We start from the raw sequence: 25,581 nt of genomic DNA on the forward strand, positions 1-25,581 counted from the left end.
GTGAGGTTTCTCGCCTCACGGTGCTTCGTTTGCAAAATCACATTAATTTCCAGAACGTGTCGAGCGCCACATGTGTAAAATGTGTAAATCTGTTGTAGCTATCTTTCCGTTTTGCAAAACATGTGGAAACAGCTGCTCAAGAGCAATAAAGAGGATGACTAGACAATGAGCAAGCACTACGCGGGGGCACGAATCCACGCGCTTCGCAAGCAACAAGGACTCACTCAAGTGGCCATGGCCAAGCAGCTGCAGCTGTCCACGAGCTACCTCAACCAGCTGGAAAATGATCAGCGCCCGCTCACCGTCACCGTCCTCATGCAGCTGTCCCAACGCTTTGGGGTGGACCCCACGTACTTCTCCGCGGACAAGGACGTGCACGCCATCACCGAGTTGCGCAGGCTATTTCCCGACGCCGGCGAGGCCACGCTTTCCGATCTCGTCACGCGTTTCCCAGAGCTGATGCCGCGCTTCCTCGAGGCCGCAGCGGCCGCACCGCAGCAGCAGGAAGGCCCATTCGAGGCGGTGCGTGACTTCTTCTACGATGCACACAACTACATCCACGCACTCGACGTCGCTGCCGAGGATCTGGCGCTGCAGTTGGGCGATCGCGTCCTGCGGCGCGGGCGCCTGGCGGCGAAGTTGCAGGAGGAGTTGGGTGTGAGCGTGCGCTTTTCCAGCCCGGTCACCCGGCGCGAGTTTCGCCCACAGACGAGGGAGTTGCACCTGCGTGCGGGGCTGACGGAGTCGCAACTCGTCTTTGAGATGGCTTTGCAGTACTGCCTGTTGGCACACACTGAGCTGTGCGAGAAGCTCGTGGCGGAGCTGCCGCTTGGCGACGCCCAGCGCATCGGTACCCTTGGTCTGGCTCAATATTTCGCCGCGGCCGTGACGATGCCCTATAGCCAGTTCCTGGAGACAGCCGAGGAAACCCGCTACGACATCGACATCATCGCCGGCACCTTCGGCACCGGTTTTGAGACCACCGCGCAGCGTCTATCCACCCTGCAGCGCCCCGGCAACAAGGGCGTCCCCTTCTCGTTCATCCGCACTGACCGCGCGGGCAATATCTCCAAGCGCCAGTCCTCCACCGCGTTCCACTTCGCCCGCGGTGGCGGCTCGTGCCCGCTGTGGATAGTCCACCGCGCTTTCGAAACCCCCAACCGCATCACCCGCCAGGTGGCCTCCATGCCGGATGACCACACCTATCTGTGGATTGCACGTTTCGTGCAAGGCCAAGCCAAGGCCTGGGGTACCCCGCGTAAGGAGTTTGTGGTGGGCCTCGGCTGCGACATCTCCCAAGCCGACCGCTTGGTGTACGCGGATGCTTTGACACTCACGGCGTCGGCAGCCACGCCGATTGGTCCCGGATGTAGCGCCTGCCCGCGCGAAAACTGCGCCCAGCGCGCTTTCCCACTAGCCAGCCGCCCGGTAAAGCTCGAGCTCAACGCCACTCCGGAGAACGCCTACCAAACCAGATAGCGCGTACGTTCGAAACGCGCGGAAGCCGTGTCCAGCGCCTTTGCGAAACTGCTTGTGTTCCCAAGGTTGCACCCCAGCATTTCTCTCGCTGGGAAGGCATCCTCCCCAACAGTTTCTCTCTGGAGGTTTTCCATGACCAACTCGAACAATCCATATGCAAACCCGCTGCAGCAGCCCGGTCAACAACCCGGCCAACAACCAGGCCAACAACCAGGTTTCCCCGCCGCTGACGGCACCTACGGCGCAGGCGCTTTGCCACCACAGGAACCGAAGAAAAAGAAGAAGGGCGGCTGCTTCAAGTGGGGCGCTGGCGCCTTGGCCGTGCTCGTCATCATTGGTGTCGCTATCGGCGGTGGCGGCAACAAAGAAGACACCGCAGCAGACAATCCCACCAGCGTTGTCCCCGAAGGGGGCGTTGCACAAGAGTCCGATACATCGGGTGACCCCAACGCTCCCGTTGAGCACCGCAACGCACTGCGCAAGGCCAACCAGTACATCAAGACCATGAACTTCTCCCAGGCCAAGCTCTACGATCAGTTGACCAGTGAGTACGGCGAGAAGTTCCCGGCCGATGCTGCGCAGTACGCTATCGACAACGTCGAGGCGGACTGGAACGCCGAGGCCCTAGGTTCCGCGGAGAGCTACATCAAGACCATGGCATTTTCCAAGGCCAAGCTCTACGACCAGCTCACCAGTGACTACGGCGAGAAGTTCACTGCGGAGCAGGCGCAGTACGCTGTAGACAACGTCGAGGCCGACTGGAACGCCGAGGCCGCGGAGTCCGCGCGCAACTACCAGGACACCATGGGCATGTCCGGCGCCGCGCTGATTGACCAGCTCACCAGCGACTACGGCGAGAAGTTCACCTACGAAGAAGCCCAGCAGGCCGTAGACCAGCTGGGCATGTAGGAAGAACTTCTGGGTTCTACTCCAAGTCGTCGTGTGCCACGAGACGCCGTGCCGCCTCGGTGATGGTGCCCGAAAGCGACGGGTAGACCGCGAAGGAATCAGCCAGCTGGTTTACGGTCAGCTGGTTGGTCACGGCAACGGCGACCGGCAGAATCAGCTCGGACGCGGTCGGCGCGACGATGACGCCGCCGATAACGCGGCCGGAGGTGGCGCGGCAGAACAGCTTCACGAAACCGTGGTTCAGGGAGCGCATCTTCGCGCGCGGGTTGGTGTTCAGCGGCATCGTGATGGTGCGCGCGGAAACCTCGCCAGCTTCAATCTCAGCCTGGGTAAAGCCCACGGCGGCGATCTCCGGGCGGGTGAACACCGCGGTGGCCACAGTCTTCAGGCGCAGCGGGGACACACCCTCACCGAGCGCGTGGTACATCGCGATGCGGCCCTGCATAGCCGCCACAGAAGCCAGCGGGAAGAGGTCAGAGCAGTCACCGGCTGCGTAGATGCCAGCAACGTTGGTGCGGGAGACGCGGTCGACCTTGATGTGGCCGGACTTCTGAGTAGCCACGCCCACGTACTCTAGGCCCAGGTCCTTGGTATTCGGGATGGAGCCGATGGACATGATGACGTGCGAGCCATGAATCTCGCGGCCGTCCTGCGTCTTGACCACAACATTGCCGTCCTCAGTGCGGGATACGGATTCCACGCGGCAATTCTTCTCCAGCTCCACACCGCGCTCAGCCAGCACGGTCTCGAGGACGTCGGCAGCATCGGCGTCGTCATGCGGCAGAATACGGTCGCGGGAAGCCACCATGGTTACCTTGACGCCCATCTCCGCGAAAGCGGACACGAACTCAGCACCGGTCACACCGGAACCGACCACGATGAGGTGCTCCGGCTCTTCCTTCAGGTCATAAACCTGCTGCCAGGTCAGAATGCGCTCGCCGTCCGGCTGCGCGCCCGGCAGGATACGCGGGGTGGCACCGGTTGCCACGAGCACGAGGTCTGCCTCGAGGGTTTCGGTGGAGCCATCGCTCTTGGCGACGTCGACCTTGTGCGCCGCGCCCTGCACACCATGCTGATCCTCAGCAAAGCTTGCACGGCCGTCGATAACGTTGACGCCGATCTTCTCCAAGCCCGCACGCACATCAGCAGACTGGTTTGCAGCCAGCGCCTGCACACGCTCGTTGAGCGCCTGCAGCTTCAGTTGCATAGAGCCGAGCTGCTCGTTGAGCCCCATGGCTTCAGCTCGACGGAAGTCAGTGCGCAGGTTTGCACCAGCAATGAAGGACTTGGAAGGAACGCAGTCCAACAGGACGGAGGAGCCACCGGGACCCTGCTCCTCTACCAGGGTAATGTGTGCTCCATACTTGGCGCCGGCAATCGCGGCTTCGTAGCCTGCTGGGCCGCCACCGATAATAACGATGCGCGGTGCATCCTCGATTACTGCGTCAAGCGCTTCCTTTGTCACTGTCTATTGCTCCTTTATAAAGTTTGTTAAGGACATGGGGTAAATCCTTTTGACAGTGTAATAGTTGCGCCCCTATTCCTGCACGTTGGCGAATTGCTCCACTACGGAGCCGAAAAGCTTCACGCCTACACCGATGCAGCGCTCGTCCACATTGAGGTCCCCCATGTGCAGGTCATGCTGCTCGCCTTCGCCGGACCAGCAGCCCAAACGCGCCATGGAACCCGGCACATGCTCGAGGTACCACGAGAAGTCCTCGCCGCCCGAGGACTGAGGTGCCTGCACCACGGCCTGCGGGTCGATGGCCTGCGCGGCGGAGGCCAACAGTGCGGTAGAGACGTCGTCGTTAAGCACGGGCGGAACGCCGCGGTGATAGGTCAGCTCGTGTTCCACGCCCACCGGTGCCAAAACTTGGTCCACCAACTCGGAAAACAGGTTCTGCATGTCGCGCCAGATGGCGATGTCCGCGGTGCGCATCGTGCCGGTCAGCGTTCCGGACTCCGGCATTGCATTCGGCGCATAGCCCGAGTTGACCTGGCCAAAGACCAGTACGGTGCCCGTGCGCGGATCGACGCGGCGCGACAGCAACGCGGGCAACTCCGTGATGACCTTGCCCAACGCATAGACCACGTCGGCAGACAGGTGCGGACGCGAGGTATGACCCCCTGGCCCCTTGACTTCCAGCTCCACGACGTCCGTTGCCGAAGTAATAGCACCTGCACGCACGCCGATGCGACCCACGCGCAGCTTCGGCTCTACGTGCACGGCAAAGATCGAATTGACCCCCTCCAGCGCACCCCACTCGATAACGTCGGTGGCACCGCCTACCCAGACTTCCTCGGCAGGCTGGAAGATGATGCGCAGCCCCAACTCGAGGGAGTGTTCGCGCTGGTAGTCCGCCATTGCGCAGGCAAGACCCAAGGCGATGGTGGTGTGCACGTCGTGGCCGCAGGCATGCATGGTACCGGGGTTCTCTGAGGTGTACTCCAATCCGGTGACCTCGGTGACCGGCAGCGCGTCAATGTCGGCGCGGAAAGCGAGGCGTCCCAGTTCCGTGTCCGGACCGATGTCCACCATGAGGCCTGTCTCGGGGAAGCGCTGCGGCTGCAGCCCGTACTCCTTGAGGGTGCGCGCGATGAAGTTGGTGGTCTCCACCTCGTTGTTGGAGGTCTCAGGGTGGCGATGGATATGACGGCGCCACGAGATAACCTCCGAGCGGTGGCTATCAAACCACGCGTTCACGAATGTCGAAATCATTGCGTACCTCCTGCACACCCACCCGCAGAACATGCGAAACCGGGGTCGTTGTCTTTCAGTGCAGTCTACAACTAGACAAAGCGGTACAGGTAGTCGCGCAGCTCATCGCTGTAATATACAGAGCGGTACGGAGCGCGGCATGTCATTTTGCCAACCTAATAGCCGCGTGGGAAACCGCGCGTGCGCGTGATCAATCCAGCACCATATCGGCCGCAGCGAAGCGACGGCGATCGATATAGGAGGCTGAGAAGGCGGCGACGTCGTCAAGCGCTGCAACGACCTCATCCCCGACCCCGCCCGGCAGCAACAGCGAAGGCGGAACCTCCAGTGCATAAGCCAGCTTGAACAGCGTTGACAGCTGCGGATCGGCCCGCAGATTCAACGCTTTGTCAGTGCGCTCCAGATTGGAAATCTGACTGCGCGAGACCCCCGAGATCTCCGCGAGCGCTTTTTGCGACATGCCCCGCCGCTCGCGCGTCTCACGCAAGCGGGATGCGAAATCGTGGCCCAAGGCGGACCACCCACCAAAAGAAATGGACACGAGTCTTGACCCCCATTCAGACGTTCGTGGGGGCAAGCCTAGCGCACTTTAGAGGTCGATGTTGCGCGGTCCGTAGAGGCGATCGCCGGCGTCGCCCAAACCTGGGACGATGTAGGCGTCTTCGTTCAAGCTCGGGTCAATAACCGCGGTAACCAGGCGGACCGGCAGGCCGGAATTCGCCAGCGCATCCACGCCTTCCTGCGCGCAGACCATGCAGATTGCAGTAATGTCGGTGGCGCCGCGATCGGCCAGCAGCTTCAAGGAGTGCAGGAGGGAGCCGCCGGTAGCGAGCATCGGGTCCACGACGAATACGGTGCGGCCGGTGAGATCCTCGGGCAGCGCCTCGAGATAAGGAACCGGCTGGTGGGTTTCCTCATTGCGGGCCATGCCGATAAAGCCCACCTGGGCATCCGGAATCATGGCTAGAGCTGGGTCGATCATGCCCAGGCCCGCACGGATGATGGGGACGATGATGGGCGGGTCCAGAAGGCGGGTGCCCTGTGCAGTATCGACAGGAGTGACGCAGTCGAAGTGCTCGACGGCGAGGTCACGGGCTGCTTCATAAACGAGCATGGTGCCCAGGTCCTTGAGGGCGGCGCGGAAGGCAGAGTTGTTGCTGCGAGCATCGCGCATGATGGTCAGGCGGGAGGCGGCAAGCGGGTGATCTACTACGTGGATGTCCATGGTTTCCTACTCTATCCCCTCCCCTGCCGGTTCTGGTACCTAACCGTTTCCCCCCGTCCCTGCAATGGGCAATGCTTTTCTCGTTGTTGAGGGAACCGCGGGCGCTTTTGCGCAGTCCAATAAGGCATGACAGCTTTTAAGATTGATACTGAGTTCACCCGCCATCTTGCCCGCGAGCTTTATGACGCTGCCCAGGGCACCACTCCACCACTGCCCGAGATTCCAGAGGGAACGCTTTCCACTTTTGGTTCCGCTTTGTGCGCAGCCTTACGCAACGTCGGGGCGCGGACGGAGAGTCTGCGTACTGACATGGAAATGGTTGCTGACGCGTCTTTCGCCATGGCACAGGAAGCAGAATCTACTGATTCTGGCCTAGCGGCCGGATTGGGAGGTGTGCTCTCGTGATTGAGGCAGCGGTCAAACAGATTTCCCAGATGGCACCGCCCGCGCTCCCAGCGGTGGGCCTGCCGCAGTTGCCGGATCTGAGCACCATCGGCCCCTTGGCGGACATCGCACACGGCGATCCGAGCAAGCTTCTCGACGCCGCCGGTGTCCTCGCCGCTGATCGCCACACCATCGACGCCGCGGTGGCCAAGGCCCGCACGCTCATCCAGGCCACAGGCCAGGACCTCATCGGTATTGGATTGCAGCTGCTCACCCAAGCCGCACCCCTGGCGCTTGGGCTCTTGGTTCCAAACCCAGCAGTGCAGGCAGCTGCACGAGCACGTCTGCACGGTCTCATTACAGAGCACTTGGCCAGCGCTTTTGCCCGGGTCAAACAGTTGCTGGCAGAACTGGTCGCTGTGGCGAAGCCGTTGCTACCCATCGCGCAACGCGCCATCGAACCCACGGTAAAAGGGCGCGCAGAAGGCACCGGGAACGAACTTTCGCCTTCTAAGACTCCAGAGCCCCACGCAATTTCAGCGAAACACTCCACGGCCATCAGCGGCGATGAGTCCAGTGGGTCGGCACAGGGGCGGGCCGCGGTGGCTGCGGCAATGAGCAAGCTCGGCACTCCCTACGTATGGGGCGGCACGGGCAATGGCGGCTTCGATTGCTCTGGGCTTACCCAATGGGCGTGGCGCCAGGCCGGAGTGGAGATCCCGCGCACCGCCGAGTCCCAGACCGTAGGCAGGCAGGTCAGCGCCGACGAGCTACAGCCCGGTGACCTCGTGGTGTGGGATGGCCACGTGGCCATGTACAAGGGAGGCGGCGAAATGATCGAGGCTGGTAGCCCCGTGGAAACCAGCCCATTGCGCACCACCAACATGGGCATGGCATTCAAGGGGTTCTGGCGCCCCACCGGCTAGCACGCTCTTATGCAGATTTAATAAATGGGTAAGTTAGACTGTCTACCCATGAGCACCCGCGCAATCATTCCAGTCCAGCTCTCCTTGACCGAGGGCGATTTTTACACCCTGTGGGCACCAAAGTGGCGTCAGAATGGCTCCGAGTGGCAGGCATTCTTGGGCGACGAAGAATCCGTCCTCGCTTTCAACTCCGCAGCAGAAATGCTGTGCTTCTTAGAGTCCGGTAAGCACCACGACTTGGTCGACCACCCCAAGTGGGCCGATTTCCGCGCCCAAGGCGAGGATCGCATCACGCCAGCAAAAAAGGATCACTTCGACCTCGTCGGCATGCCTTCCCATCTGGCGGGCCGCCCGAGCCACGAGAACGTCACCGCTGTTGCCCGCAACCTGGAGATCGCCGAGGCGCTCGCCAACGTCGCCGGCGCGCAGCACACCGTAATCTTCTTCGCGTCGCACTCCATCCTGCGCAACGTCACCCGCGGCGCTAGCCACTACGCCGGCGACCAAGGCATGAGCGAGTGGTCCGGCGTGGGCCGCGTGGTCCTGGCGAACTGGAAGGGCGTCATTGAGGACCTCGACAAGCAGGTCAAGGTCGTCGACTCCTCCGAGTTCGATTCCGCGCAGGTCAAGGATGCGGAAGAGCGCATCGCCGCCGCCACCGCGGCTGCCGAAAAGGCCCGCAAGGAGGCCGAGGAAGAGCGCAAGGCTGCGTCCGCTGCCGCCGACCCTTATGACAACTCCCCGTGGGCCACTGCTGGCATCGACCCAGTCAAGATCACCGCGGACATGAAGTCCGTGTACACCCTGCGCACCTACCTCGATGGCAAGCCTGTCTTCTTGGGCAAGTGGGGCGAGATTTACACCTTCAACTCCCTGAAGACACTCGTGCGCTGGATCATGGAAAATGACGACCACGACCTCGCCCGCGTTTCCACCTGGGAAGAGCTCGTCTCAGCAGCTAACGCCGGCGAGCTGAAGGCCAGCGTTCACCCAGACAACCAGTACACCTTCAACGGCATCGTGCGCGATATCGAGAAGGGCCCGGAGGCCGTCGATGCTGACCAGATGGGCCGCTGCTACGAGGTGTGTGCCGACGCCGCAGACTGGGCTGGCGACGACTCCATCAACTCCTACATGCTGGAAAACCCCCGCTTCCAGGACTATCTGGGCTATATGCTGGGCTCCACCGAGCACGCTGGCTACATCCCCTCCAAGCCTTATAACCACCACGCCGAGGCATGGAAGGGCCTGGAGGAGATGCTCATCAAGCGCTTCTCCCGCTTCTAAAGAGCCTCCAGGGTGCGGCGAAGGGCGGCGATGAGGTCGTCGACAAGCGCCCGCGAAGCCCGGGCTTTCGGCCGAATGTGGTCGAAGCCGTGGTACGCGCCCTCATAAACCTGAAAGTCCACCGGCACGCCCGCTTCCTGCAGGGCGTCCGCGTGGGCTTTTGCTTCGTCATAGAACAAATCCAACGAGCCCACGCCGATCCACGTCGGCGGCAGCCCCCGCAAATCCGCACGGGTCGCCGGCGAAGCATATGGCGCAATCTCCGCCTCCAGGTGGTCCGCGCCCAGGTACTTCGACCATGCGCCACGGTTGGAGTTCGGCGTCCAAATGAACTCTCCCCTGCCGGACTGTGCGCGCAGGGTGCGGTGGTCAATCATCGGGTACACGAGCCCCTGGAACACCACGGGGTGGCCCTCGTCGAGTGCGCGCTGGACGACGCCCGCCGCCAGCCCACCGCCCGCACTGTCCCCGGCCACTGCGATGCGGTGCTTGTCGACGCCCACCTCTTCCGCATGCTCTTGCAGCCACCGCAGGGCGGCATAGCACTCGTCATGGTCGGCCGGGAAAGGTGCCGCGGTGGACTTGCGGTAGCTCGGAGCCAACACCACGGCCCCCAGCTCGTCCGCGATGCGAGAGTTCTGCGGATCGTAGAATCCCGGGCTACCGATGAGGTGACCACCGCCGTGCGTCCACAGCAGCGCTGGCGCGCCCGGCTTTTGGTTGCGCGGGGCCAGCAGACGGGTGCTGAACTTCTGCCCTTCGAACTCGCCATGGATTACGCGGACGTCGACGTCGCGCTCCACGGCACGGATGTAGTCGTGGTTAGCAATGAGCTTGCTGATTGCCACGAATCCGCCGTCCGGAAGGAGATGCATGGGCAGGTACAGAGCAGGATGTCGCAGCTCCGGCGAAACCTCCTCCACGACTTTGTGGCGATTCCACGCGTAATAGGCGCACCCCGCTGCCAGGCCGATGGCAAAGCCGATTCCGGTTCGCCAGGCACGCATTAGTTCTCCTCTGTTTCCTCAGCCAGTGACTCCTCGGTATCCGGCCCGGCCATCTCTGGGTCAGAGAACTCCTCATAAGCCGGCAAGATGACGGTCTCGATCAGGTGCTGGCGCTCCTCCTCCGTGCTGAAGGAGTTCTCCAGTGCCTTCACAGTGAGGTCAAAGAACTCTTCGAGCCCGTAGCCAAAGTGCTCGTTCAGCGCCAAGAACGCGTCGTTGAGGTTGCCCTCGCTAGCGCTGCCTGCTGTGACTGCGCAGGTAAAACCGAGCTGCTGCAGAAGCGGCAGCGGGTGATCGCTGAACTCTTCGAAGGACAAAGGCTCGAAGGTAGCAGCCAGGTGGCGGTCACGAATCCATGCGGAGACCGTGCCCGGCTGGATGCCATCGAGGTCGGCGGTGAAGTCGTCGGGAAGCTGCGTCGCGTGCGCCAAGCGGGTGGCACCTGCTTGCACCGCCGCGGCCACGGCCTCGAACTCGAGGTCGCGCACGTCCACAACGAAGGGCACAAAATTCGCACGCAGATCAGCCACTACGTGTGGCTCGGTCTCGCCCTCGAGCACAAAGCCCACGACCCTGGAGCCCCTGCGGGCGCTGGCTGCCTGTGGCGCGCTGGTGAGCAGGAGCCGGGCATCAATTCCCGGCACCTCCAAGCCCGCGATGGCTGCCTCGAGGGCAGTCTCTGCCCCAAAGCCGAAAGCCTGCGGGTCGAGGCGAATCTCGGCATACACCACGTTTGCAGAGGCCAACTCCTCCACCGCCTGGGTCATCGCTGCGGTCAGGGCAGCGCTGTCTGCCGGTACCTGCTGCGGCGCAAAGACCGCGTCGAGCTCGACCTTGGGCAGCTGTGCCACCAGCTCCGGCACGGAATCTTTGTTTTCTGGGCTAATTAATGGTGCGTCATGCATAAGGAACATCCTAGGCACGGGCTTAAGATGTGTCATGTTATGAAAAACTTCATCACTACTGCCCTCGCCTCGGCCTGCCTCGTCGCGAGCACCCCGCTCGCCTTAGCTCAGGACACCGAGCCTACGCCGGGCGACGCTGCAGAAATGAGCGCGGAAGCAGAGTCTTCTTCCATCCGTAGGGAAGCTCCCAATACCGATAACTGTCCCCACGCACTCAGGCCCGCCGAACCGGTGTCCACCTCCGAGCGCCTCGCCCCCGGCCAGCCCACGCCGACGCCGCTGCCCACCGTGGAGTCATCTGAAAGCTGCGGCGTCACCGCGCCCCACGGCTTTGAGGTCAACAAGGACGTCGTCGCCTCCGCGTGGATGGTCAGCGACATCGACACCGGCGAAATCATCGCGATGAAGGACCCCAACGGCCGCTACCGCCCAGCATCAATCATCAAGGCGTTGCTGGCGCTCGTGGTCATCGACGAGGTTCCGCTCGACAAGAAGATCAAGGCCACCATGGAGGACGCCTCCATCGAAGGCTCCGCCGTGGGCATCGGCCCGGACGGCGAATACACCGTCGAGCAGCTCCTACAGGGCCTGCTCATGGCATCCGGCAACGACGCCGCACACGCCCTTGCGGGCCAGCTCGGCGGCGACGAGGAAGCGTCCAAGAAGGTCAACGCCCTCGCGAAGAAGCTCGGCACCCGCTCTACCCGCGCCGCCAGCTACTCTGGCCTCGACTCCGCAGGCATGTCCACGTCCGCGGAAGATATCTCCATCATTTACCGCGCTGCATTCCGCAACAAGACCTTTGCCCGCATCGTGGACACAGAACACGTCGAGTTCCCCGGCTGGGGCGAGCTGCCCGGTTACGAGCTGTGGAACGATAACGGCCTCTACCTCAACGATCCAGACGGCATCGGCGGCAAGACCGGCTACACCGAGGACGCCCACCACACTTTCGTCGGCGCACTCGACCGCGACGGCCGCCGCCTTCAGGCAGTCATCCTCGACACCACCGTCGAGCACGGCTTCCGCGCCTGGCAGCAGGCACAGATGCTGCTCGACGAAGCCTACAAAGTAAAACCAGGCGAGGGAGTGGGCACGCTTTCCGACGCCGCCGCCCCCACTAGCAACACCTCTACCGCGACGAAGACAAAAGAGCCTGCACCGACGACGTCGCCAAGCGCATCTGCCCATAAAAAATCAGCCCTCGAGGGAATCGAAGGCTGGGCTGGCTGGGCCGTGGCCGCAATTGTGGCCCTGCTAGTTATCGTTAGCGCTGTTTTTTCACTACTTCGGCGTTAGCAAGCTTGTCATGCGCGCCAAGTAGGCCGTTTTCCTGCTTGATAGAGGTGGCGTAGAAGATAGCGGCGAAGAAGCTCACCACACTGCCCAGACCCGGCACGATGGTGATGGCGCGCCACCACTGACGCTTCAGCGACTGAACCCAGCTGAGTTTTTCGCCCGTGGTGGAATCGCGAACCTCGTAGCCCATAAGTTTCTTCACTGGGGTTCCGCCGAGAATCACCTCGAAGCCCACGCAATAGAGAATGGCGCACAGCCCCATCAAAAACGAGGCAGAAAAAGTCGAGGTATCGGTGGCGAAAGCCAGCACCGGCGAGCTGATGATGCTGCAGACGAAGATGTCCGCGATAGCCATGATGGCGCGGGTGCTGGCCAAAGGGCGCTCCTGCGCGGAGGCTGCCGGGGTATAAGGGCTTGGCAGCGGCGCTGGCACAGAGGCTTGGTTGGGCTGTGCGAAGGGATCGAACGGTGACTGCTTGGCCTGTGCAGTCGGTGCGAATCCGTACTGCTGCTGATTGGGCTGCTGGAAGCTGTGCTGAACATTGAAGGGCCACTCCCCATAAGCCGCTAGCTCGCTCAGCTGCGGCCACGTTGGGCGCAGCTGATCCTCGAGTCCCTGATCATAAGTCGCACGAATCTCGGGCGAAGACAAAATGGTGTGCGCAATCTGCGCTTCCTGACGGCGATCATCGCCGATTTCAAACCCCATCTGCTCCAGACGTGCATCCTTCGCCGCCAATAAAATTCCCAGCTCACGGGAGGTGCTATGGCGGTCAAGGTCGAAGTGCTCATACAGGTCTGGGGCAAAGGAATCTGGGGTCATGGCAAGCAGTCTAAGTCAGGGATCGGAAACTATTTGAACTACGGGGAATGCTACTTACGGCGCAGCAGCGCAGCAACGCCCGCGGCGGCTGCACCAAGTGCGGCGCCCGCGCCCAAGGTCACACCGGTGGACGGGCCAGATTTGACCTCGTTGCGCACGCGGATGACGGCCGGCTCCGGCACTGGCGGCTCAGCAAGCTCCATGGATTCCTCGGTGGTTGCAGTCCACGCGGAGACGTACAGAACAACGCGCCAGATTAGGTACATCACGACCATAAGCACGATGACTGGACCGAATACCGCACCGGCCGGGTTGCCCGAAGCTGAGGACATGATAACGGTGGACAGCTGCTTGATGGCCTCGAAGGCCACCGCGCCGATAGCCGCGCCCTTCAGTCCCGACTTGGTCGGCACGTCGGTGCGCGGCAGGAAGGCAATCATCCACCAGAACACCAGGAAGTTGGCCACCAAGCCGATCACGATGCCGGCCAAGACCAGCACTGCATCCATCCCTGGGAAGGACTCAATGCCGACCCACTCGAAGACCTTCTGAGTCAGTCCAGAGGAACCCGCAGCGGTCACGCCGAAGGCGACGATGAGCGCCACCAGCAGGCCGGTGAGGCCCAACAGGTCACTGAGCTTCTGCGTAAAGAAGTTGCCCTGGGTCTCGTTTGGGTCCTTATCCCACATCGCGGAGATGCCGATGCGCAGGTTATTCATCCAGCCCAGGCCGGACCACAGGGTGGTCAAACCACCGATGCCGTACATAGCGCCGCGCTGGGCGATGGCGGTCTCAAGGAGCTCATTGAGGGTGTCGCCCAACTCGCCGGACACGGAGTTCGAGATCTGGTCCTGCACTTGCTGCATGAGGTCTGGGCGGGTAGCCAAAACTGTGGCCGCGCCAGCAACCGCAAGCATAAACAGTGGGAAGATTGCCAGCACTGAGAAGTAGGTAATGCCGGCGGCAAACTGGTTGCCGCCCTGCTCGCCATAGCGCCCCAGCATGCGCATGATGTGGTCAACGAAGGGGGATTTCTCCCTCACCTTGTCCACAGGACCCGGATCATCGGCATGTGCGCGCTCGATGCCGTAATCGTCCGTTTTTGATTGATCTGTCTGAGTGGAGGTTGCCACGGGCAGTCGGTCCTTTACAAATTTTCATTAATAAGTTCGGACTACCCAGGTTAGCGTGACTACGCACCACCGCGCAGATTACTTACGCAGGCGGGGGAGGAATCCAACCGCCTTGTAGACCTCTTCCACGAGCGGTTCCGCAACCTCAGAAGCTCGCTCAGCGCCCTGCGCAAGCAGTCGCTCCAGCTCACCGCGGTCAGCCATGAGCTCCTCATAGCGTGCCTTGAGCGGCGCAGTGAAGGCCTCCAGAGCCTCGGCGGTGTCCACCTTCAGGTGACCGTAGCCCTTGCCCTCGTACTTGACCACAATGTCGTCGATCTTCTCCCCCGTCAGCGCGGACTGGATGACCAAAAGGTTGGACACGCCCGGCTGAGTCTCGCGGTCGAAAGCCACCACACCAAGGTCATCGGTCACAGCGGACTTGATGCGCTTGGCCGAGGTCTTCGACTCATCCAGCAGGTTGATGATGCCCTTCGGGTTGGAGCCCGACTTCGACATCTTGGCAGTCGGCTCCTGCAGGTCATAAATCTTGGCCGAGTCCTCCGGAATGAACGGCTCCGGAACGCGGAACGTCTCGCCGTACTTATTGTTGAAACGCTCCGCAAGGTTGCGGGTCAGCTCCAAGTGCTGACGCTGGTCCTCACCCACCGGCACGTAATGCGGGGAGTACAAGAGGATATCCGCCGCCATGAGCATCGGGTAAGTAAACAGACCAACAGTGGTGCGGTCAGTACCCTGTTTAGCGGACTTGTCCTTGAACTGCGTCATGCGGGAGGCCTCACCAAAGCCGGTCAGGCACTGCAGGACCCAGGTCAACTCAGTGTGGGCCGGGACGTGGGACTGCACGAACAGCGTGGACTTCTCAGGGTCAATGCCCAGCGCGATGAGCTGTGCGGCACCAGCAACGGTACGGTTGCGCAGCTCCTCCGGGTTCTGCTCCACGGTGATGGCGTGCAGGTCCGGGATGAAGTAAAACGCGTCATAATCGTTCTGCAAATCAATCCACTGCTTGAGCGCTCCCAAGTAGTTTCCCAGGTGGTAGGAATCTGCCGTGGGTTGAATACCGGAAAGTACGCGGGAGATGTTCTGCTCAGTCATGGTTAACTAGTCTACCCCTGCGGCACGCCTGCCAAGTGGGTTGGCTGCGCCAAGGTGTTGCGAGGCATCATCGATGATGGAAACCAAGCGCACTCCCCTGCTCACGTGCGGAGTCCAGTTGGTGTCGACGATGTCGTCGAGAGCAGCGTCGGAAAGCGTGGCGCAATAGTCGCCCGCGCCTCCTCCGGGATCTGCCCATAGCCCATTGAATCCGGCAGCGCGATGTCAAAGCGCTCCCATGCCTCGGGCTCACCAATCAGGGCAGCGAGCTGAATGTCCGCCATGCGGCCGGAATGCCACAGCAACCAAGCAGTCGTTCTCATAGAGAGCCACAGCATCGCGTCTGAACTGTTCGGAGTACCTGGACATGATGGTAGATTACCTTTCTTCCCAGCCCGACTGGACTGGATATCAGGTGTCCACCAAAAAGGGGTCAGGTCCCACCATGCAGATCTTTCACCCGCACCAACGCGGGCACAGAGTCAATATGACTTTCAATATGGAAGCCATCCGACGACAACACCACACTCATCACTTTCTGTAAGTATAAGGCCTAGACCCCACTAGACACGTGTAAAACATTGCCAGGAGCGGCCCTATTTGCAGCAAACATTCTGCCCGACACCGGCGTAACAATAGGGTGTACCCATGTGGCACATGACTGCCATGTAGGGATGGAAGTTGAACAGAATCATCAGCAAGGCAGTGGGAGATATGTCGGATTTCTCGGTCATTTTCCATAGTGCAGATACAGGGCCTCGCGTTTGCCGGTGGGACCAGTATCGGTAACCGCCTCTATAGGTGGGCGTATTACAGCGTCTGAGAAACGGGGTGCCTGGGCCCGCTACTCTGTAGACGCTCGCCGAAAGCGTGGCGGGGTCAGGGCCGAGCTGCCTGATTGAACACTCGGTCCCAATTCAGAACCTCAGGGAGGGAACTATACAAGGAAACTAAGATCCTCTTTCCTCTATAATCAGGTCAATGCTCGAATATGAGTGCGATCAGTGACGTGTGGAGGAAATATGGCAAAGAGGAATATCAACACAGTGCGCTCAGGAGATGGGTGGGCTAATCGCCGAGATGGCGCAGAGCGGGTCTCGAAGCGATATGACACACAGGCAGAAGCCATCGCAGACGCTCGGAGCACTGCAATGAGGGAGGGGTTGGAGCATCGAATCCAGGGACGTGACGGCAAATTCCGTGAGTCCAATTCCTATGGCAATGACCCCTCCCCCATGCCTGTGGCGATAACACCGAGCAATAAGGCCGCAATGGAGACTATGCCGTCATTGGCGCCGAGAACACCGGCACGCAGCCAGTTCAACCGGGCATGATGGCCTGTTCCATGGGGTTCGTCACGGTGTCGAATGGGAGCAGACATCCAGTAGGTTCTCTCTGCCGGTGATCATCGTCGCGGGTAGGTCCGTTCTGAGGATCATCCTAAGCCTCAACCCACCGTCTGGTATCCCGAAAACTGCTACCACCGTGGTCACTATCGGAAACCTTCTCCCCGAGGGCATCACACCTGACCACAGCTCAGAGGCAGATATTTTGTCTCCGTCTGCTGGTTACGACCCCCTTCCTCCCGGGGTGGTCGCGACAACAGCACCGGCCGATCACCAGGATCAAAGAGTGATGAAATCCGAGTAGAAACTGAAAAACACCGAGGCTGCGACGGCGACGTAGATCACGGCGATCAGGGTGCCCGCCCATTGGGAGGAAAACCGCACCACAGCAGGGGAAGCGGGGAAGAGTCCATGAGCGAGGTTGCGCACGGTAAGCAGGATGAACAGCGGAACCATCATGGCCCACACCACCATGCAGTACAGGCAGAGAATATGGATGACGAACAGGGCCTGGTACCACAACCAGACGATGAACAGCAGGCCCACGGTCACCCCTGCCTGCAGAGCCCCCCAGTACCAGTCGGCGAAGCGGGCCCCGGATAGCATGGCCATCGCCGTGGTGATGACCACGGCGAAAGCGACGATGCCGATCAGGGGGTTGGGGAAGCCGAGCAGTTCGGACTGCCAGGTGCCCATCACCTTTCCACAGGAAACCAACGCGTTGATGTCGCAGGTGGTGACATGTTCGGCGTCCTCGTAGAGGGCCAGGCGTTCGAGCACCAGGATGCCCGAGGCCACCCATCCGATCACACCGGTGATCAACAGGATGAGGGCGAAAGGACGGTTCCGGGCGACGGCCGGCAAAGAGGGGTCAGTGTTCGTCTCGGTCACGAGAACCTCAGTTTCGTCTTCGGCGGTGGGTGAGTGCGTCATGGGTTCGGGTTAGTCGGCGGCAGCCGCGTCGACCTCGGCCCGGAACTGCTCCAGGGAGTCCGGAGTCAAAAGCTGGCCGTCGAGCAAAAAGGTCGGGGTGCCGGGCACACCCAAAGCCTTGCCGTCGGCCACATCGAGCTGGACCCGTTCCTCGGTGGCCGGATCGGCGACAGCGGCGTCATAGGCGGCCATGTCCAGTCCCAGATCCTCGGCGAAGCCGCGGAAGACCGCGCTGTTGTCCTCCGAGGACTCGCCCCACTCGGACTGAGTCTCGAACATCCGGTGATACATCGCTTCGTACTGGCCCTGCTGGCCGGCGGCCTCCACTGCCACAGCCGCCGGCAGGGAGTTGCGGTGACCCGGCAACGGGAAGTAACGATGGATGAAGGTGACGCTGTCGGAATACTCTGCGCGCAGGTCCTCCACGAAGGGGTACGCCGCCCGGCAGGCCTCGCACTCGAAGTCGAGGAACTCCACCAGCACAGCCTTCTCGTTCGGCGCCTGGGACAGCACCCGACTGTTGTCCCTCACCACCTGGCCCGCATCACTGGCCACAGTTTCGGGGGCGGGCGCAGAAGTGGAGTCCGCCCGGCCGAGGAGGAAGGCCACGATCCCGGCGATGACGACGACGGCCAACAATGCCCAGACAACGATCTGGGCTTTTCTCCAGTTTCCCGACGGCCGGGTGGAGGTGGTGGGGTTGGTGGGAGTGCTCACGAGGGTTCCGTTCTATCTTTCGTGGGAATCAGGAGTGTCAAGGCAGCAGGGCCAGGGCCGGGTTTTCTTGCCGGTGGGGTGGGGTTAGAAGGTGATGCCGTGCTGGGCGAACCAGGGGGCAGGGTCGACGGCGCCGCTGCCGGTGGGGTAGAGCTCAAAATGCAGGTGGGACCCGGTGGAAAAACCTCGGTTACCCATACCGGCGATCTTCTGGCCGGCGGTGACCTGCTCGCCGACGCTGACGTCGAGGGTTTCCATGTGGCCGTAGACGGCAATGGAGCCATCGTCGTGCTGGATGCGGATCCACTGGCCGAAACCGGAGGCCGGACCGGAGTCGATGACGGTGCCGCCCATGGCGGCGAGAATCGGGGTACCCACGACGTTGGCGATGTCGAGGCCGGCGTGAAGGCTGCCCCAGCGCATACCGAAACCGGAGGTGAAGGTGCCCTCGGTGGGCTTGACCACAGAGGCGGACGGGGCCTGCGCGGCGGCAGCCTCAGCAGCGGCGGCTTCGGTACGCTCAGCGGCGTACTCCACCGCCTTGTCCAGCTGCTCCTCGAGGTTGGCTACCGGCTTATACTCCGAGATCGCCAAGATCTGCGGTGCCACCTGCGTCGCATCTAAGGGCAGGGCGGTGTCAGTGGCGGCCAACTCCACATCGACGGCGGCGACCTCCGAAGATGCCGGGGCCTGATCCTGAGCCTGCAGCTTGGCAGCGGTGGCCCCACCGATCCCGGCGGTGGAGACCGCGCCGGCGGCCACGGCCACCAGGGCCACGCGCCCCGTGGTCTGCGAGGTGGTGATCTTGCGGTGTTTCCCTCGGGCCGGTCGCTGAGCCGTCAGTCGCATGAATCTTCTTCCGTCGTTGTCCGTTGGCCCGCACCCCAGCCCACCGCTATGCACGATGGAGACCAGAATGTGACCGTTCCGTTATTTACGGACGTAACAGTAGCGTCTCACTCCCCAAGAAATCCAGTCGGAAGACGAACTCTGTGCTTCTTCCACCTTCTTCACAGCCCGATCGCCGGGGATTGTCAGGGATTAGCGAGGACGACGCCAATGTGCCCGGAGAGCTCTTGCCTGCTCCTAGCTGACCTACCTAGAAATCGGGCACGGCCAGGGGCAATCCGGGCAGGACTGTAGCCACCGGCGGCGTCCCGGCCGCTCCTGGCGAAATCCCACCGGTACTACTTGGCGGGCGGGGACAGGGAGGGTGTACCGGTTCCTCCGGTGTCGGGGGTGGCCACCTCCTCGACACCCCGGGTGCTGTCGCCACTCCCCCGCACCTGGCGGCTGAGCAGAAAAACGACGAAGGCCAGCGGGATGACACCTGCGGCCCAGGCCAGGACGGCGGCGCGCTGGTCGGCGAGCAGATCCAGCTCCCAGGGCAGGAGCAGTGAGCGGTAGAACTCTTCACCCACGATGGTGTTGAGCTGGAGGAGATAGACGCCGAAGAGCAGGTGGACCGGCAGGGAGGCGATCAGCCATCCCAGGCGGACCGCGGCTGGGCGGCGGTGCGGAAGGGGATCAGGTCCACACATCCCCCCAGAAGTAGAAGCAGCCGGAGACCAGGAGCACAGTGTTCATGATCAGATGTCCTGCGTACTTGGAGATCAGCAGCTCATAGAGCGGGATGAGCAGGTACATCACGTAGAAGAAGAACAGGAACTGCATGGTGTTGACCACCGGATGAGTGATTATTCCCACCCACCGGCTGCGAGTGAAGGCACACACCCAGTCATGGATGCCGGGGTGGCCGGCCGGGCCGGAGTCATAGGCGGTCATCAGCAGGGTCAGCGGGGCGCCGAGCACGAGGAAGATGGGGATGACCAGCGACAAGATAATATGGCCGAGCATGTGCACCGAGAAAGTAGCGGGCATGTTCATCCCGATCCCCGAGCTCATCGTCACCAGCAGGCTCACGCATCCGGCCAGCCACCAGACGGTGGAGGTGGTCGACCAGGTTCTGCCGGCCTGGCGGGTGCGCCACACCGCGTAGAGGTAGCCGGCGGCCAATAGCAGGGCGAGGGTGCCAAAGAGCAGGTCAAAGCGCCACATGCTCCACACGTTGAGGGCGGTGGGTTTCTCGGACAGCTCGTAGCCGAGCTTGGTGGCCATCTGTGAGAGGTTCGGGATGCGCGGTGGGGGCGGCGGGGTGCGTCCCATGGTGATGGCGATACCGGTGACCGCGGCCATGACAAGCACCTCGATGATGGCGACCCGGCGGAACAGGCGGTGATCCGTGGGATCGGCCTGCACCTGCGGGATGACCCAGGCCCGGTGGATCCAGCCGAAGACACCGAGGATGATCACGCCGATGGTCTTGGCGACGATGATCAGTCCGTAGCGGGTGGTCAACAAATCGCTCAGTTCGATGCGGATGACGGCGTTGACCAGCCCGGACATGGCCATGACGATGATGGAGACCAGGGCGATCGTCGAATAGCGACGCAACGCAATATCCAGGTCAGGTCCCAGGCGACGCCCGTGGGCGAGCAGGGCCATGAGCCCGCCGACCCAGATGACCAGGAAGATCAGGTGCCACAGGTAGGAGTTGGTGCCGTGGTCGTGGTTACCACCCGAGGAAGAGTGTCCCGTCAGGCCCAGAGGGACGACCATGAGAATCGCCCCGAGCAGGAGCAGGGGTTGGGTGATCCACGCCCGGTTCATCATGCCTGTAAGTCCGGTGACCAGGGCAATAAGGGCCACGATCAGCCACACCTGGGCCATGGCCACCTGTTGGAGGGCCACCACCAGGGCTTCCATTCCCAGTGTCTGGGCCAGGGGTGTGCCGGAGACATCCGAGAGCACCAGCGGGATCATCAATAACGCAACAAGCCCAAAGCAGAGGGCCGCGACTGCACCGGTACGCGAGGCCAGGTGCCCGTCCACACTCAACGAGGCCTGGTGCAGGCGGTCGTTATCACCGCCGGGCAACCGTGGGGAGATGAGGAAAGCGGAGAACAGGAAAGAACCGGCCGACAGGGCAGCGAGCATCCAACCGACCGCGCGGAAAAACGGCAACCCGAAGGTGGTCGCGATGCCCGGGTTGGGGATCCCCAAGGCCGCGAGGGATTCGCCGAGGAAGCTGTAGGCAACCGTCCCGCCGACTGCACCGGCGACGGCGAGAAAGAGCAAGTACAACGGCCACGTGGGGCGTACCCGCTCCTGAGGCCGGCTCCCGATGGTGGGGGTCTTCCCTGCGGTCGTATCCGTGGCAGTGGGGGTGTCATTTACCGGGTGGGTCATCTGTGTCCATTTCGCCGTCCAAGCCGCCTCCGCTCTCCTGATGCGTTCGGAAGCTGGCGTGGGGTTCACCCTAATGGGGCCTGCTGGTGTTCTTGTAAATTGCCCAGGGACCAGTATCTTCCCCCGGTTCACCCCCTGCAGGGGTGCATCTACCTGTGAAGAACAACACCCGGTGAAGGCGGCGTGGCCGGGAACTTTCCCCCCGTCCGTTCCGACCACTCTCTTGGTACCTCCCGCAAGCAGGTGCCGTAGTCGCTCACATCCGGTTGAAGAGCCGGCCCAGTCCAGGAGGACTTTCGTGATCATCTCTCCCATGCTCCCTCGTCGTGTCATCGCCGCTGTGGTGGCGGTCGGTGCCCTGAGTGTCGTAGCCACCCCGGCTGCCCTTGCGCATGACTCGGTGATCGGTGGCAATCCCGCGGACGGTGAGGTGGTCGAGGAGTTCCCGCGCAGCATCGAACTGGAGTTCTCGGGGCTTCCCCAGGAGGGTTTCAGCACCGTGGCCATCACCGATCAGGATTCCGGTGACCTCCTGTTCAGTGGTGAGCCGACCATCAAGGATCGACTGGTGACCCTCGACCTGCCGGCGGATATCAGTGGTGGACCAGGCGACTACACCGTGGGCTTCCAGATCCTCTCCTCCGACGGCCACGCCACCCGCAGCTCAACCACCTTCACCGTCGCCGGCGACGCGGCCGCTGCCACCACGGATGAGGATGCGCACGGAAAGACCCGGGTCTACTAGTGTTTTCACCCATCAGCACACTGGAAAAGAATGCATTTTCTCACCGGACGGGGAAGTAGAAGTCATGGCCGTGAGCAGCACACATGAACGCAGGTACGAGCGGGCCGCGCAGAAGAAGGGCTGGAGGACATTCCTCCGGCCCGGCTGGGTGTTCGGTGTCCTCGCCATCATCGCCTTCTCCTATTTCTCCTTTACCTTTCTGGCCCCATGGCAGCTGAGCAGGGACGGTGCCATCGTCGAGCGCAACGATCAGATCGAGGCCGCCTTCGAGGTCGAGCCCGTCCCCGCCGAGGAGGTCTTCGACGCCCAGGGCAGCATTGAGCCTGAGGAGGAATGGGCGCGGGTCATCCTTGAGGGCCACTATCTGCCCGAGGATGAGGTCTTGATGCGCAACCGTCCGGTCGACTCCTCCCCCGCCTTCCACGCCCTGACCCCCTTCCAGCTGAACTCCGGTGAGGTGATCCTGGTCAACCGTGGTTTTCAACCGCCGTTCGAGGGCGGTGTCCCCCCGATGGACACCCCGCCGACCGGTGAGCAGTCCATTCTCGGCCACGCCCGATTTGCCGAGCAGACACCGATGTCCCCGCCGATCGAGGACCAGGGCTACCGCCAAGTCTACGGCATCAACACCGAGCAGATCGCCGAGGTGACCGGCACAGATCTCGCACAGGACTATGTGCAGCTGGCCGAGGGACAGGCCGGGGAGATCAACGCCATCCCGGTGCCCATGCTCGACCGCGGCTCACACCTGTCCTACGCCTTCCAGTGGATCGCCTTTGGCATCATGGCCCCGCTCGGCCTGGGCTACTTCATCTGGGCGGAGTTAAAGGAACACCGCCGCGTGCGCCGCGAGGAGGCCGAGCTTTCCGTCGACGCCGCATCCGCCGAGCAGACCACGGACCAACAGGACGGTGACACGGATTCCGGCACGATGGGCACCCTCCGCACCACTCATCCGGAGAACGACACCCCTGGCCCCGCCCCTACCGGAACCACCACGTCCGCATCCTCCGGTGACCGTTCACGCATGTTGCACGACCGCTACGGTGACAGTCGACCGGATCACTCCCGAAAATTCGCTCGTCGCCAGCGCGAACGGTTCTAACCGTGGCCTTCCCCGCAGCACCGTTCAACCCGCCTCACACTTGCGTGGGCCGTACCAGACCGGATGCCATCAAGCATTTTCAATAAGCTTTCAATAAGGGGATTTCCCTGCTAGGCTACAGGCATGAGCACGCCCGACCACGGCCATGACCCCGGCCAGCCCCATGCCCCGAACGGATCCCCCACAACCCTGACACCGACAGCGCCGACCACCCCTACCGGCGATCATGCCCACGGCTCCGCACGCTGGGAGTTGGGGTTCTCGATCGCCGCCGGCGTCACTTACGCCGGTGGGATGATTGCGCAGTTCGCCTTGGGGCTGCCGATGGTCGGATGGCCGTTGGCGTTCTTTCTCGCCACCTACTTCTTCGGCGGGTTCTTCACCATCCGCACCGCGATCTCCTCCACGCTGCGGGGGAAGTTCGAGGTTGACTTCCTCATGCTTGTCGCCGCGGTCGGCGCTGCCCTCATCGGCCGGTGGGCGGAGGGAGCGGTGCTGCTGTTCTTGTTCAGCCTCGGCCACGCCCTCGAGGAGTACGCCCTCAGCCGCGCCAGCAAGTCCATTGAGGCCCTCGCCGAACTCGCCCCCCGCCACGCCCTGGTGCGCCGCGGTGATACCGAACCCGTGGAAGTGCCCGTGGAGGAACTCGTGGTCGGAGACATCGTGGTCATCCGCCCGAATTCCCGCATCCCCTCGGACGGGTTCGTTATCTCCGGGATGTCCGCCGTTGATCAATCAGCGGTCACGGGCGAGTCGATCCCCGTGGAGAAGGAACCGGTGGCCGACCCACAGCGGACGATGCACACGATTGACACCCTCCCCGCCGCCAATCGAGTGTTCGCCGGCACCGTGAACGGGTCCGGCGTGCTCGATATCGAGGTCACCGCGACCGCCGCCGACTCAACGCTGAGCAAAGTCGTCGAGCTCGTTCGCACCGCCGACCAGGCCGCGTCCCCGACCCAGCAGTTCATCGACCGGTTCCAGCGCTGGTACGTGCCCGCCGTGATCCTCGGGGTCATCGCCACCTTGTTGGTGTCGATGTTCGTGTTCGCGCAACCGTTCTCCGACGCTTTCTACCTCGCCATGACCGTGCTCGTCGCCGCGAGTCCATGTGCTCTCGCGATCGCCACCCCAGCCGCGGTCCTGGCGGGTGTGGCTCGCGCTGCCCGGGCCGGCGTGCTCGTCAAGGGCGGTGCCCCGCTCGAGACACTGGGCCGAGTAAAGGCGATAGCGTTCGACAAGACCGGCACCCTCACGTGGGGCGCGCCCCGAGTGACCTCACTGGCCTCCGCCAACGATACGTCCGAAGCGGAACTGATCCCCACACTTGTGGCTGTCGAATCGCTCAGCGATCACCCCCTCGCTGCCGCGATCGTCCGCGACCTTGCCCCCCGCGTCCCGGAGACCGAGCGGTTGGTGGCCACCGATCTCTCTGCCCTCACTGGACGCGGCATCACTGCGACGATCGACGGAGAACAGGTGGAAGTGGGCAACCTCCGCATGTTCGATGAGCAGCAGCTTAAGCTGCCTCCTTCGCTGGCCGAGGCCTACACGAAGGCCCGCGACTCGGGGCAGACGTTGATGGTGGTCCGTCGTGGTGACCGCTTCCTTGGGGTCGTCGGAGTGATGGATGCCTCCCGCAACGAATCTGCCCAGGTGCTCAGCATGCTCCGGGACACAGGGGTGGGCCATCTGGTCATGATCTCCGGCGACAACCAGCGGGTGGCCGACGCGGTCGGCCGGGAAGTCGGCGTCGACACGGCGATCGGAGAGCTGCTCCCCGAGGATAAGGTCACCCACATCACGGGCCTGGCCAAGACATACCATCCGATCGCGATGGTCGGCGACGGTGTCAACGATGCCCCCGCCATGGCCCGCGCCGACGTCGGCATTGCGATGGGTGCCGCTGGGTCGACGGTCGCGCTGGAGACCTGTGACATCGCGTTGATGAGTGACGACCTCGGACGCGTCCCGTTCGCTGTCCGGCTGAGCCGGGCGACTGGCCAGATCATCCGGCAAAACCTCATCGCCAGCCTCGCAGTCGTCGTTGTCCTCATCATCGCGACCTTCCTCGGGTTGAATATCGGCGCCGTCGTGCTTATCCACGAGGGATCCACTCTCATCGTCGTCGCAAACGCGCTGCGCCTGCTCAACTTCCAGAAGGGCAAGGAACACGCTGGCATCGACCACGAAGATAAGCCCACGCACTGACGCTTCCCCCTGCCAGTCACCAGTGGGGGCAGTTTCGAGAACAGTCCGAAGCCGCGTTCACCCTCAGGCCAGCGAAACCGT

Annotated in this window: 21 protein-coding genes and 4 pseudogenes; 10 read left to right on the top strand and 15 right to left on the bottom strand. The window is 62.5% G+C overall.

From position 1 onward, the window contains the following. Positions 1-165: 165 nt before the first annotated feature. Both CHU71_RS10280 and CHU71_RS10285 read left to right on the top strand, forming a co-directional pair. Entirely contained in the window at positions 166-1,479 is a 1,314-nt protein-coding gene (locus CHU71_RS10280) for a short-chain fatty acyl-CoA regulator family protein (RefSeq protein ID WP_147760999.1), read from the top strand. Between the two features lie 132 nt (positions 1,480-1,611). Further along, positions 1,612-2,388 carry an Ltp family lipoprotein gene (locus CHU71_RS10285; protein ID WP_110092282.1) on the top strand — a complete coding sequence of 259 codons (777 nt, stop codon included), beginning with the start codon at positions 1,612-1,614 and terminating at the stop codon, positions 2,386-2,388. Positions 2,389-2,404: 16 nt separating this feature from the next. Here the strand turns inward: CHU71_RS10285 and CHU71_RS10290 are convergent, their stop codons facing one another. From CHU71_RS10290 to upp, 4 genes are all read right to left on the bottom strand, one after another. Further along, entirely contained in the window at positions 2,405-3,853 is a 1,449-nt protein-coding gene (locus CHU71_RS10290; RefSeq protein ID WP_239298526.1) for an NAD(P)H-quinone dehydrogenase, read from the bottom strand. Positions 3,854-3,925: 72 nt separating this feature from the next. Then, complete coding sequence (locus CHU71_RS10295; protein ID WP_147761000.1) at positions 3,926-5,107, bottom strand: amidohydrolase; 1,182 nt, start codon at positions 5,105-5,107, stop codon at positions 3,926-3,928. 190 nt (positions 5,108-5,297) lie between these two features. Next, the gene (locus CHU71_RS10300) at positions 5,298-5,648 is read right to left on the bottom strand and encodes a helix-turn-helix domain-containing protein (protein ID WP_005527991.1); all 351 of its coding nucleotides are present in this window, start codon (positions 5,646-5,648) and stop codon (positions 5,298-5,300) included. 48 nt (positions 5,649-5,696) lie between these two features. After that, positions 5,697-6,332 (bottom strand): uracil phosphoribosyltransferase, encoded by a 636-nt coding sequence (gene upp / locus CHU71_RS10305; RefSeq protein WP_005527989.1) that lies wholly within the window; start codon positions 6,330-6,332, stop codon positions 5,697-5,699. Positions 6,333-6,458: 126 nt separating this feature from the next. Between upp and CHU71_RS10310 the strand changes: the two genes are divergently transcribed. The 3 genes from CHU71_RS10310 to CHU71_RS10320 are packed head-to-tail and all read left to right on the top strand — an operon-like array spanning position 6,459 to position 8,929. Continuing rightward, positions 6,459-6,737 carry a hypothetical protein gene (locus tag CHU71_RS10310; protein ID WP_070420841.1) on the top strand — a complete coding sequence of 93 codons (279 nt, stop codon included), beginning with the start codon at positions 6,459-6,461 and terminating at the stop codon, positions 6,735-6,737. After that, complete coding sequence (locus CHU71_RS10315) at positions 6,734-7,642, top strand: C40 family peptidase (RefSeq protein ID WP_110302046.1); 909 nt, start codon at positions 6,734-6,736, stop codon at positions 7,640-7,642. The genes CHU71_RS10310 and CHU71_RS10315 overlap by 4 nt, the downstream gene beginning before the upstream one ends. Positions 7,643-7,690: 48 nt before the next feature. Further along, positions 7,691-8,929, top strand: coding sequence for a hypothetical protein (locus tag CHU71_RS10320; protein WP_110092281.1), 1,239 nt, complete (start codon positions 7,691-7,693; stop codon positions 8,927-8,929). Here CHU71_RS10320 and CHU71_RS10325 read toward each other — a convergent pair. Together CHU71_RS10325 and CHU71_RS10330 are read right to left on the bottom strand one after the other, a co-directional pair. Further along, positions 8,926-9,936 carry an alpha/beta hydrolase gene (locus CHU71_RS10325; RefSeq protein ID WP_147761001.1) on the bottom strand — a complete coding sequence of 337 codons (1,011 nt, stop codon included), beginning with the start codon at positions 9,934-9,936 and terminating at the stop codon, positions 8,926-8,928. The genes CHU71_RS10320 and CHU71_RS10325 overlap by 4 nt on opposite strands. Next, entirely contained in the window at positions 9,936-10,841 is a 906-nt protein-coding gene (locus CHU71_RS10330) for an adenosine deaminase (RefSeq protein WP_370450516.1), read from the bottom strand. The genes CHU71_RS10325 and CHU71_RS10330 overlap by 1 nt, the downstream gene beginning before the upstream one ends. 39 nt (positions 10,842-10,880) lie before the next feature. Here CHU71_RS10330 and CHU71_RS10335 point away from each other — a divergent pair, with 39 nt between their 5' ends. After that, complete coding sequence (locus tag CHU71_RS10335) at positions 10,881-12,140, top strand: D-alanyl-D-alanine carboxypeptidase family protein (RefSeq protein ID WP_147761003.1); 1,260 nt, start codon at positions 10,881-10,883, stop codon at positions 12,138-12,140. Here the strand turns inward: CHU71_RS10335 and CHU71_RS10340 are convergent. The 4 genes from CHU71_RS10340 to CHU71_RS10355 all read right to left on the bottom strand — a co-directional run bounded on the left by CHU71_RS10340 (position 12,109) and on the right by CHU71_RS10355 (position 15,517). Further along, positions 12,109-12,963 carry an RDD family protein gene (locus CHU71_RS10340; RefSeq protein WP_147761004.1) on the bottom strand — a complete coding sequence of 285 codons (855 nt, stop codon included), beginning with the start codon at positions 12,961-12,963 and terminating at the stop codon, positions 12,109-12,111. The genes CHU71_RS10335 and CHU71_RS10340 overlap by 32 nt on opposite strands. Positions 12,964-13,013: 50 nt before the next feature. Then, positions 13,014-14,096, bottom strand: coding sequence for a YhjD/YihY/BrkB family envelope integrity protein (locus CHU71_RS10345; RefSeq protein ID WP_110092277.1), 1,083 nt, complete (start codon positions 14,094-14,096; stop codon positions 13,014-13,016). A gap of 78 nt (positions 14,097-14,174) precedes the next feature. Continuing rightward, on the bottom strand, positions 14,175-15,194 hold the full coding sequence (gene trpS / locus CHU71_RS10350; protein WP_147761005.1) for a tryptophan--tRNA ligase: 1,020 nt from the start codon (positions 15,192-15,194) through the stop codon (positions 14,175-14,177). Positions 15,195-15,295: 101 nt separating this feature from the next. Continuing rightward, positions 15,296-15,517 carry a hypothetical protein gene (locus CHU71_RS10355; protein ID WP_236081487.1) on the bottom strand — a complete coding sequence of 74 codons (222 nt, stop codon included), beginning with the start codon at positions 15,515-15,517 and terminating at the stop codon, positions 15,296-15,298. A gap of 699 nt (positions 15,518-16,216) precedes the next feature. On the opposite strand from CHU71_RS10355, the pseudogene CHU71_RS13085 reads away from it, so the two are divergent. Then, a pseudogene (locus tag CHU71_RS13085) lies at positions 16,217-16,399 on the top strand (DUF2188 domain-containing protein); the annotation flags it as partial. A 23-nt stretch (positions 16,400-16,422) separates the two neighbouring features. Here the strand turns inward: CHU71_RS13085 and CHU71_RS13090 are convergent. The 5 genes and pseudogenes from CHU71_RS13090 to CHU71_RS10380 form a co-directional block, all read right to left on the bottom strand. Then, a pseudogene (locus CHU71_RS13090) lies at positions 16,423-16,575 on the bottom strand (VIT family protein); the annotation flags it as partial. Between the two features lie 244 nt (positions 16,576-16,819). Continuing rightward, entirely contained in the window at positions 16,820-17,473 is a 654-nt protein-coding gene (locus tag CHU71_RS10365; RefSeq protein ID WP_066791994.1) for a vitamin K epoxide reductase family protein, read from the bottom strand. A 9-nt stretch (positions 17,474-17,482) separates the two neighbouring features. After that, complete coding sequence (locus CHU71_RS10370) at positions 17,483-18,190, bottom strand: thioredoxin domain-containing protein (RefSeq protein WP_147761006.1); 708 nt, start codon at positions 18,188-18,190, stop codon at positions 17,483-17,485. Positions 18,191-18,274: 84 nt separating this feature from the next. Beyond that, positions 18,275-19,039, bottom strand: coding sequence for a M23 family metallopeptidase (locus CHU71_RS10375; RefSeq protein WP_147761007.1), 765 nt, complete (start codon positions 19,037-19,039; stop codon positions 18,275-18,277). A gap of 338 nt (positions 19,040-19,377) precedes the next feature. Then, positions 19,378-21,439: pseudogene (locus CHU71_RS10380) on the bottom strand (bifunctional copper resistance protein CopD/cytochrome c oxidase assembly protein). Positions 21,440-21,737: 298 nt separating this feature from the next. On the opposite strand from CHU71_RS10380, the pseudogene CHU71_RS10385 reads away from it, so the two are divergent. The 3 genes and pseudogenes from CHU71_RS10385 to CHU71_RS10395 form a co-directional block, all read left to right on the top strand. After that, positions 21,738-22,169: pseudogene (locus CHU71_RS10385) on the top strand (copper resistance CopC family protein); the annotation flags it as partial. A gap of 79 nt (positions 22,170-22,248) precedes the next feature. Next, positions 22,249-23,289: an SURF1 family protein gene (locus tag CHU71_RS10390; RefSeq protein WP_147761008.1), complete on the top strand. Its 1,041-nt coding sequence runs from the start codon at positions 22,249-22,251 to the stop codon at positions 23,287-23,289. A 123-nt stretch (positions 23,290-23,412) separates the two neighbouring features. Next, positions 23,413-25,500 carry a heavy metal translocating P-type ATPase gene (locus tag CHU71_RS10395; protein ID WP_147761009.1) on the top strand — a complete coding sequence of 696 codons (2,088 nt, stop codon included), beginning with the start codon at positions 23,413-23,415 and terminating at the stop codon, positions 25,498-25,500. Positions 25,501-25,581: the final 81 nt, after the last annotated feature.

Source organism: Corynebacterium sp. LK14 (genome assembly GCF_008042215.1).
Classification (GTDB): domain Bacteria; phylum Actinomycetota; class Actinomycetes; order Mycobacteriales; family Mycobacteriaceae; genus Corynebacterium; species Corynebacterium striatum.

What these genes read in the sequence shown, in the direction of transcription:
- CHU71_RS10310 (WP_070420841.1), top strand. Translation starts at nt 6,459, where the DNA reads ATGACAGCTTTTAAGATTGATACTGAGTTCACCCGCCATCTTGCCCGC.
- CHU71_RS10325 (WP_147761001.1), bottom strand. Translation starts at nt 9,936, where the DNA reads ATGCGTGCCTGGCGAACCGGAATCGGCTTTGCCATCGGCCTGGCAGCG.
- CHU71_RS10395 (WP_147761009.1), top strand. Translation starts at nt 23,413, where the DNA reads ATGAGCACGCCCGACCACGGCCATGACCCCGGCCAGCCCCATGCCCCG.
- CHU71_RS10285 (WP_110092282.1), top strand. Translation starts at nt 1,612, where the DNA reads ATGACCAACTCGAACAATCCATATGCAAACCCGCTGCAGCAGCCCGGT.
- CHU71_RS10390 (WP_147761008.1), top strand. Translation starts at nt 22,249, where the DNA reads ATGGCCGTGAGCAGCACACATGAACGCAGGTACGAGCGGGCCGCGCAG.
- CHU71_RS10320 (WP_110092281.1), top strand. Translation starts at nt 7,691, where the DNA reads ATGAGCACCCGCGCAATCATTCCAGTCCAGCTCTCCTTGACCGAGGGC.
- CHU71_RS10295 (WP_147761000.1), bottom strand. Translation starts at nt 5,107, where the DNA reads ATGATTTCGACATTCGTGAACGCGTGGTTTGATAGCCACCGCTCGGAG.
- CHU71_RS10340 (WP_147761004.1), bottom strand. Translation starts at nt 12,963, where the DNA reads ATGACCCCAGATTCCTTTGCCCCAGACCTGTATGAGCACTTCGACCTT.
- trpS (WP_147761005.1), bottom strand. Translation starts at nt 15,194, where the DNA reads ATGACTGAGCAGAACATCTCCCGCGTACTTTCCGGTATTCAACCCACG.
- CHU71_RS10365 (WP_066791994.1), bottom strand. Translation starts at nt 17,473, where the DNA reads ATGACGCACTCACCCACCGCCGAAGACGAAACTGAGGTTCTCGTGACC.
- upp (WP_005527989.1), bottom strand. Translation starts at nt 6,332, where the DNA reads ATGGACATCCACGTAGTAGATCACCCGCTTGCCGCCTCCCGCCTGACC.
- CHU71_RS10280 (WP_147760999.1), top strand. Translation starts at nt 166, where the DNA reads ATGAGCAAGCACTACGCGGGGGCACGAATCCACGCGCTTCGCAAGCAA.
- CHU71_RS10330 (WP_370450516.1), bottom strand. Translation starts at nt 10,841, where the DNA reads ATGCATGACGCACCATTAATTAGCCCAGAAAACAAAGATTCCGTGCCG.
- CHU71_RS10355 (WP_236081487.1), bottom strand. Translation starts at nt 15,517, where the DNA reads ATGAGAACGACTGCTTGGTTGCTGTGGCATTCCGGCCGCATGGCGGAC.
- CHU71_RS10375 (WP_147761007.1), bottom strand. Translation starts at nt 19,039, where the DNA reads ATGCGACTGACGGCTCAGCGACCGGCCCGAGGGAAACACCGCAAGATC.
- CHU71_RS10335 (WP_147761003.1), top strand. Translation starts at nt 10,881, where the DNA reads ATGAAAAACTTCATCACTACTGCCCTCGCCTCGGCCTGCCTCGTCGCG.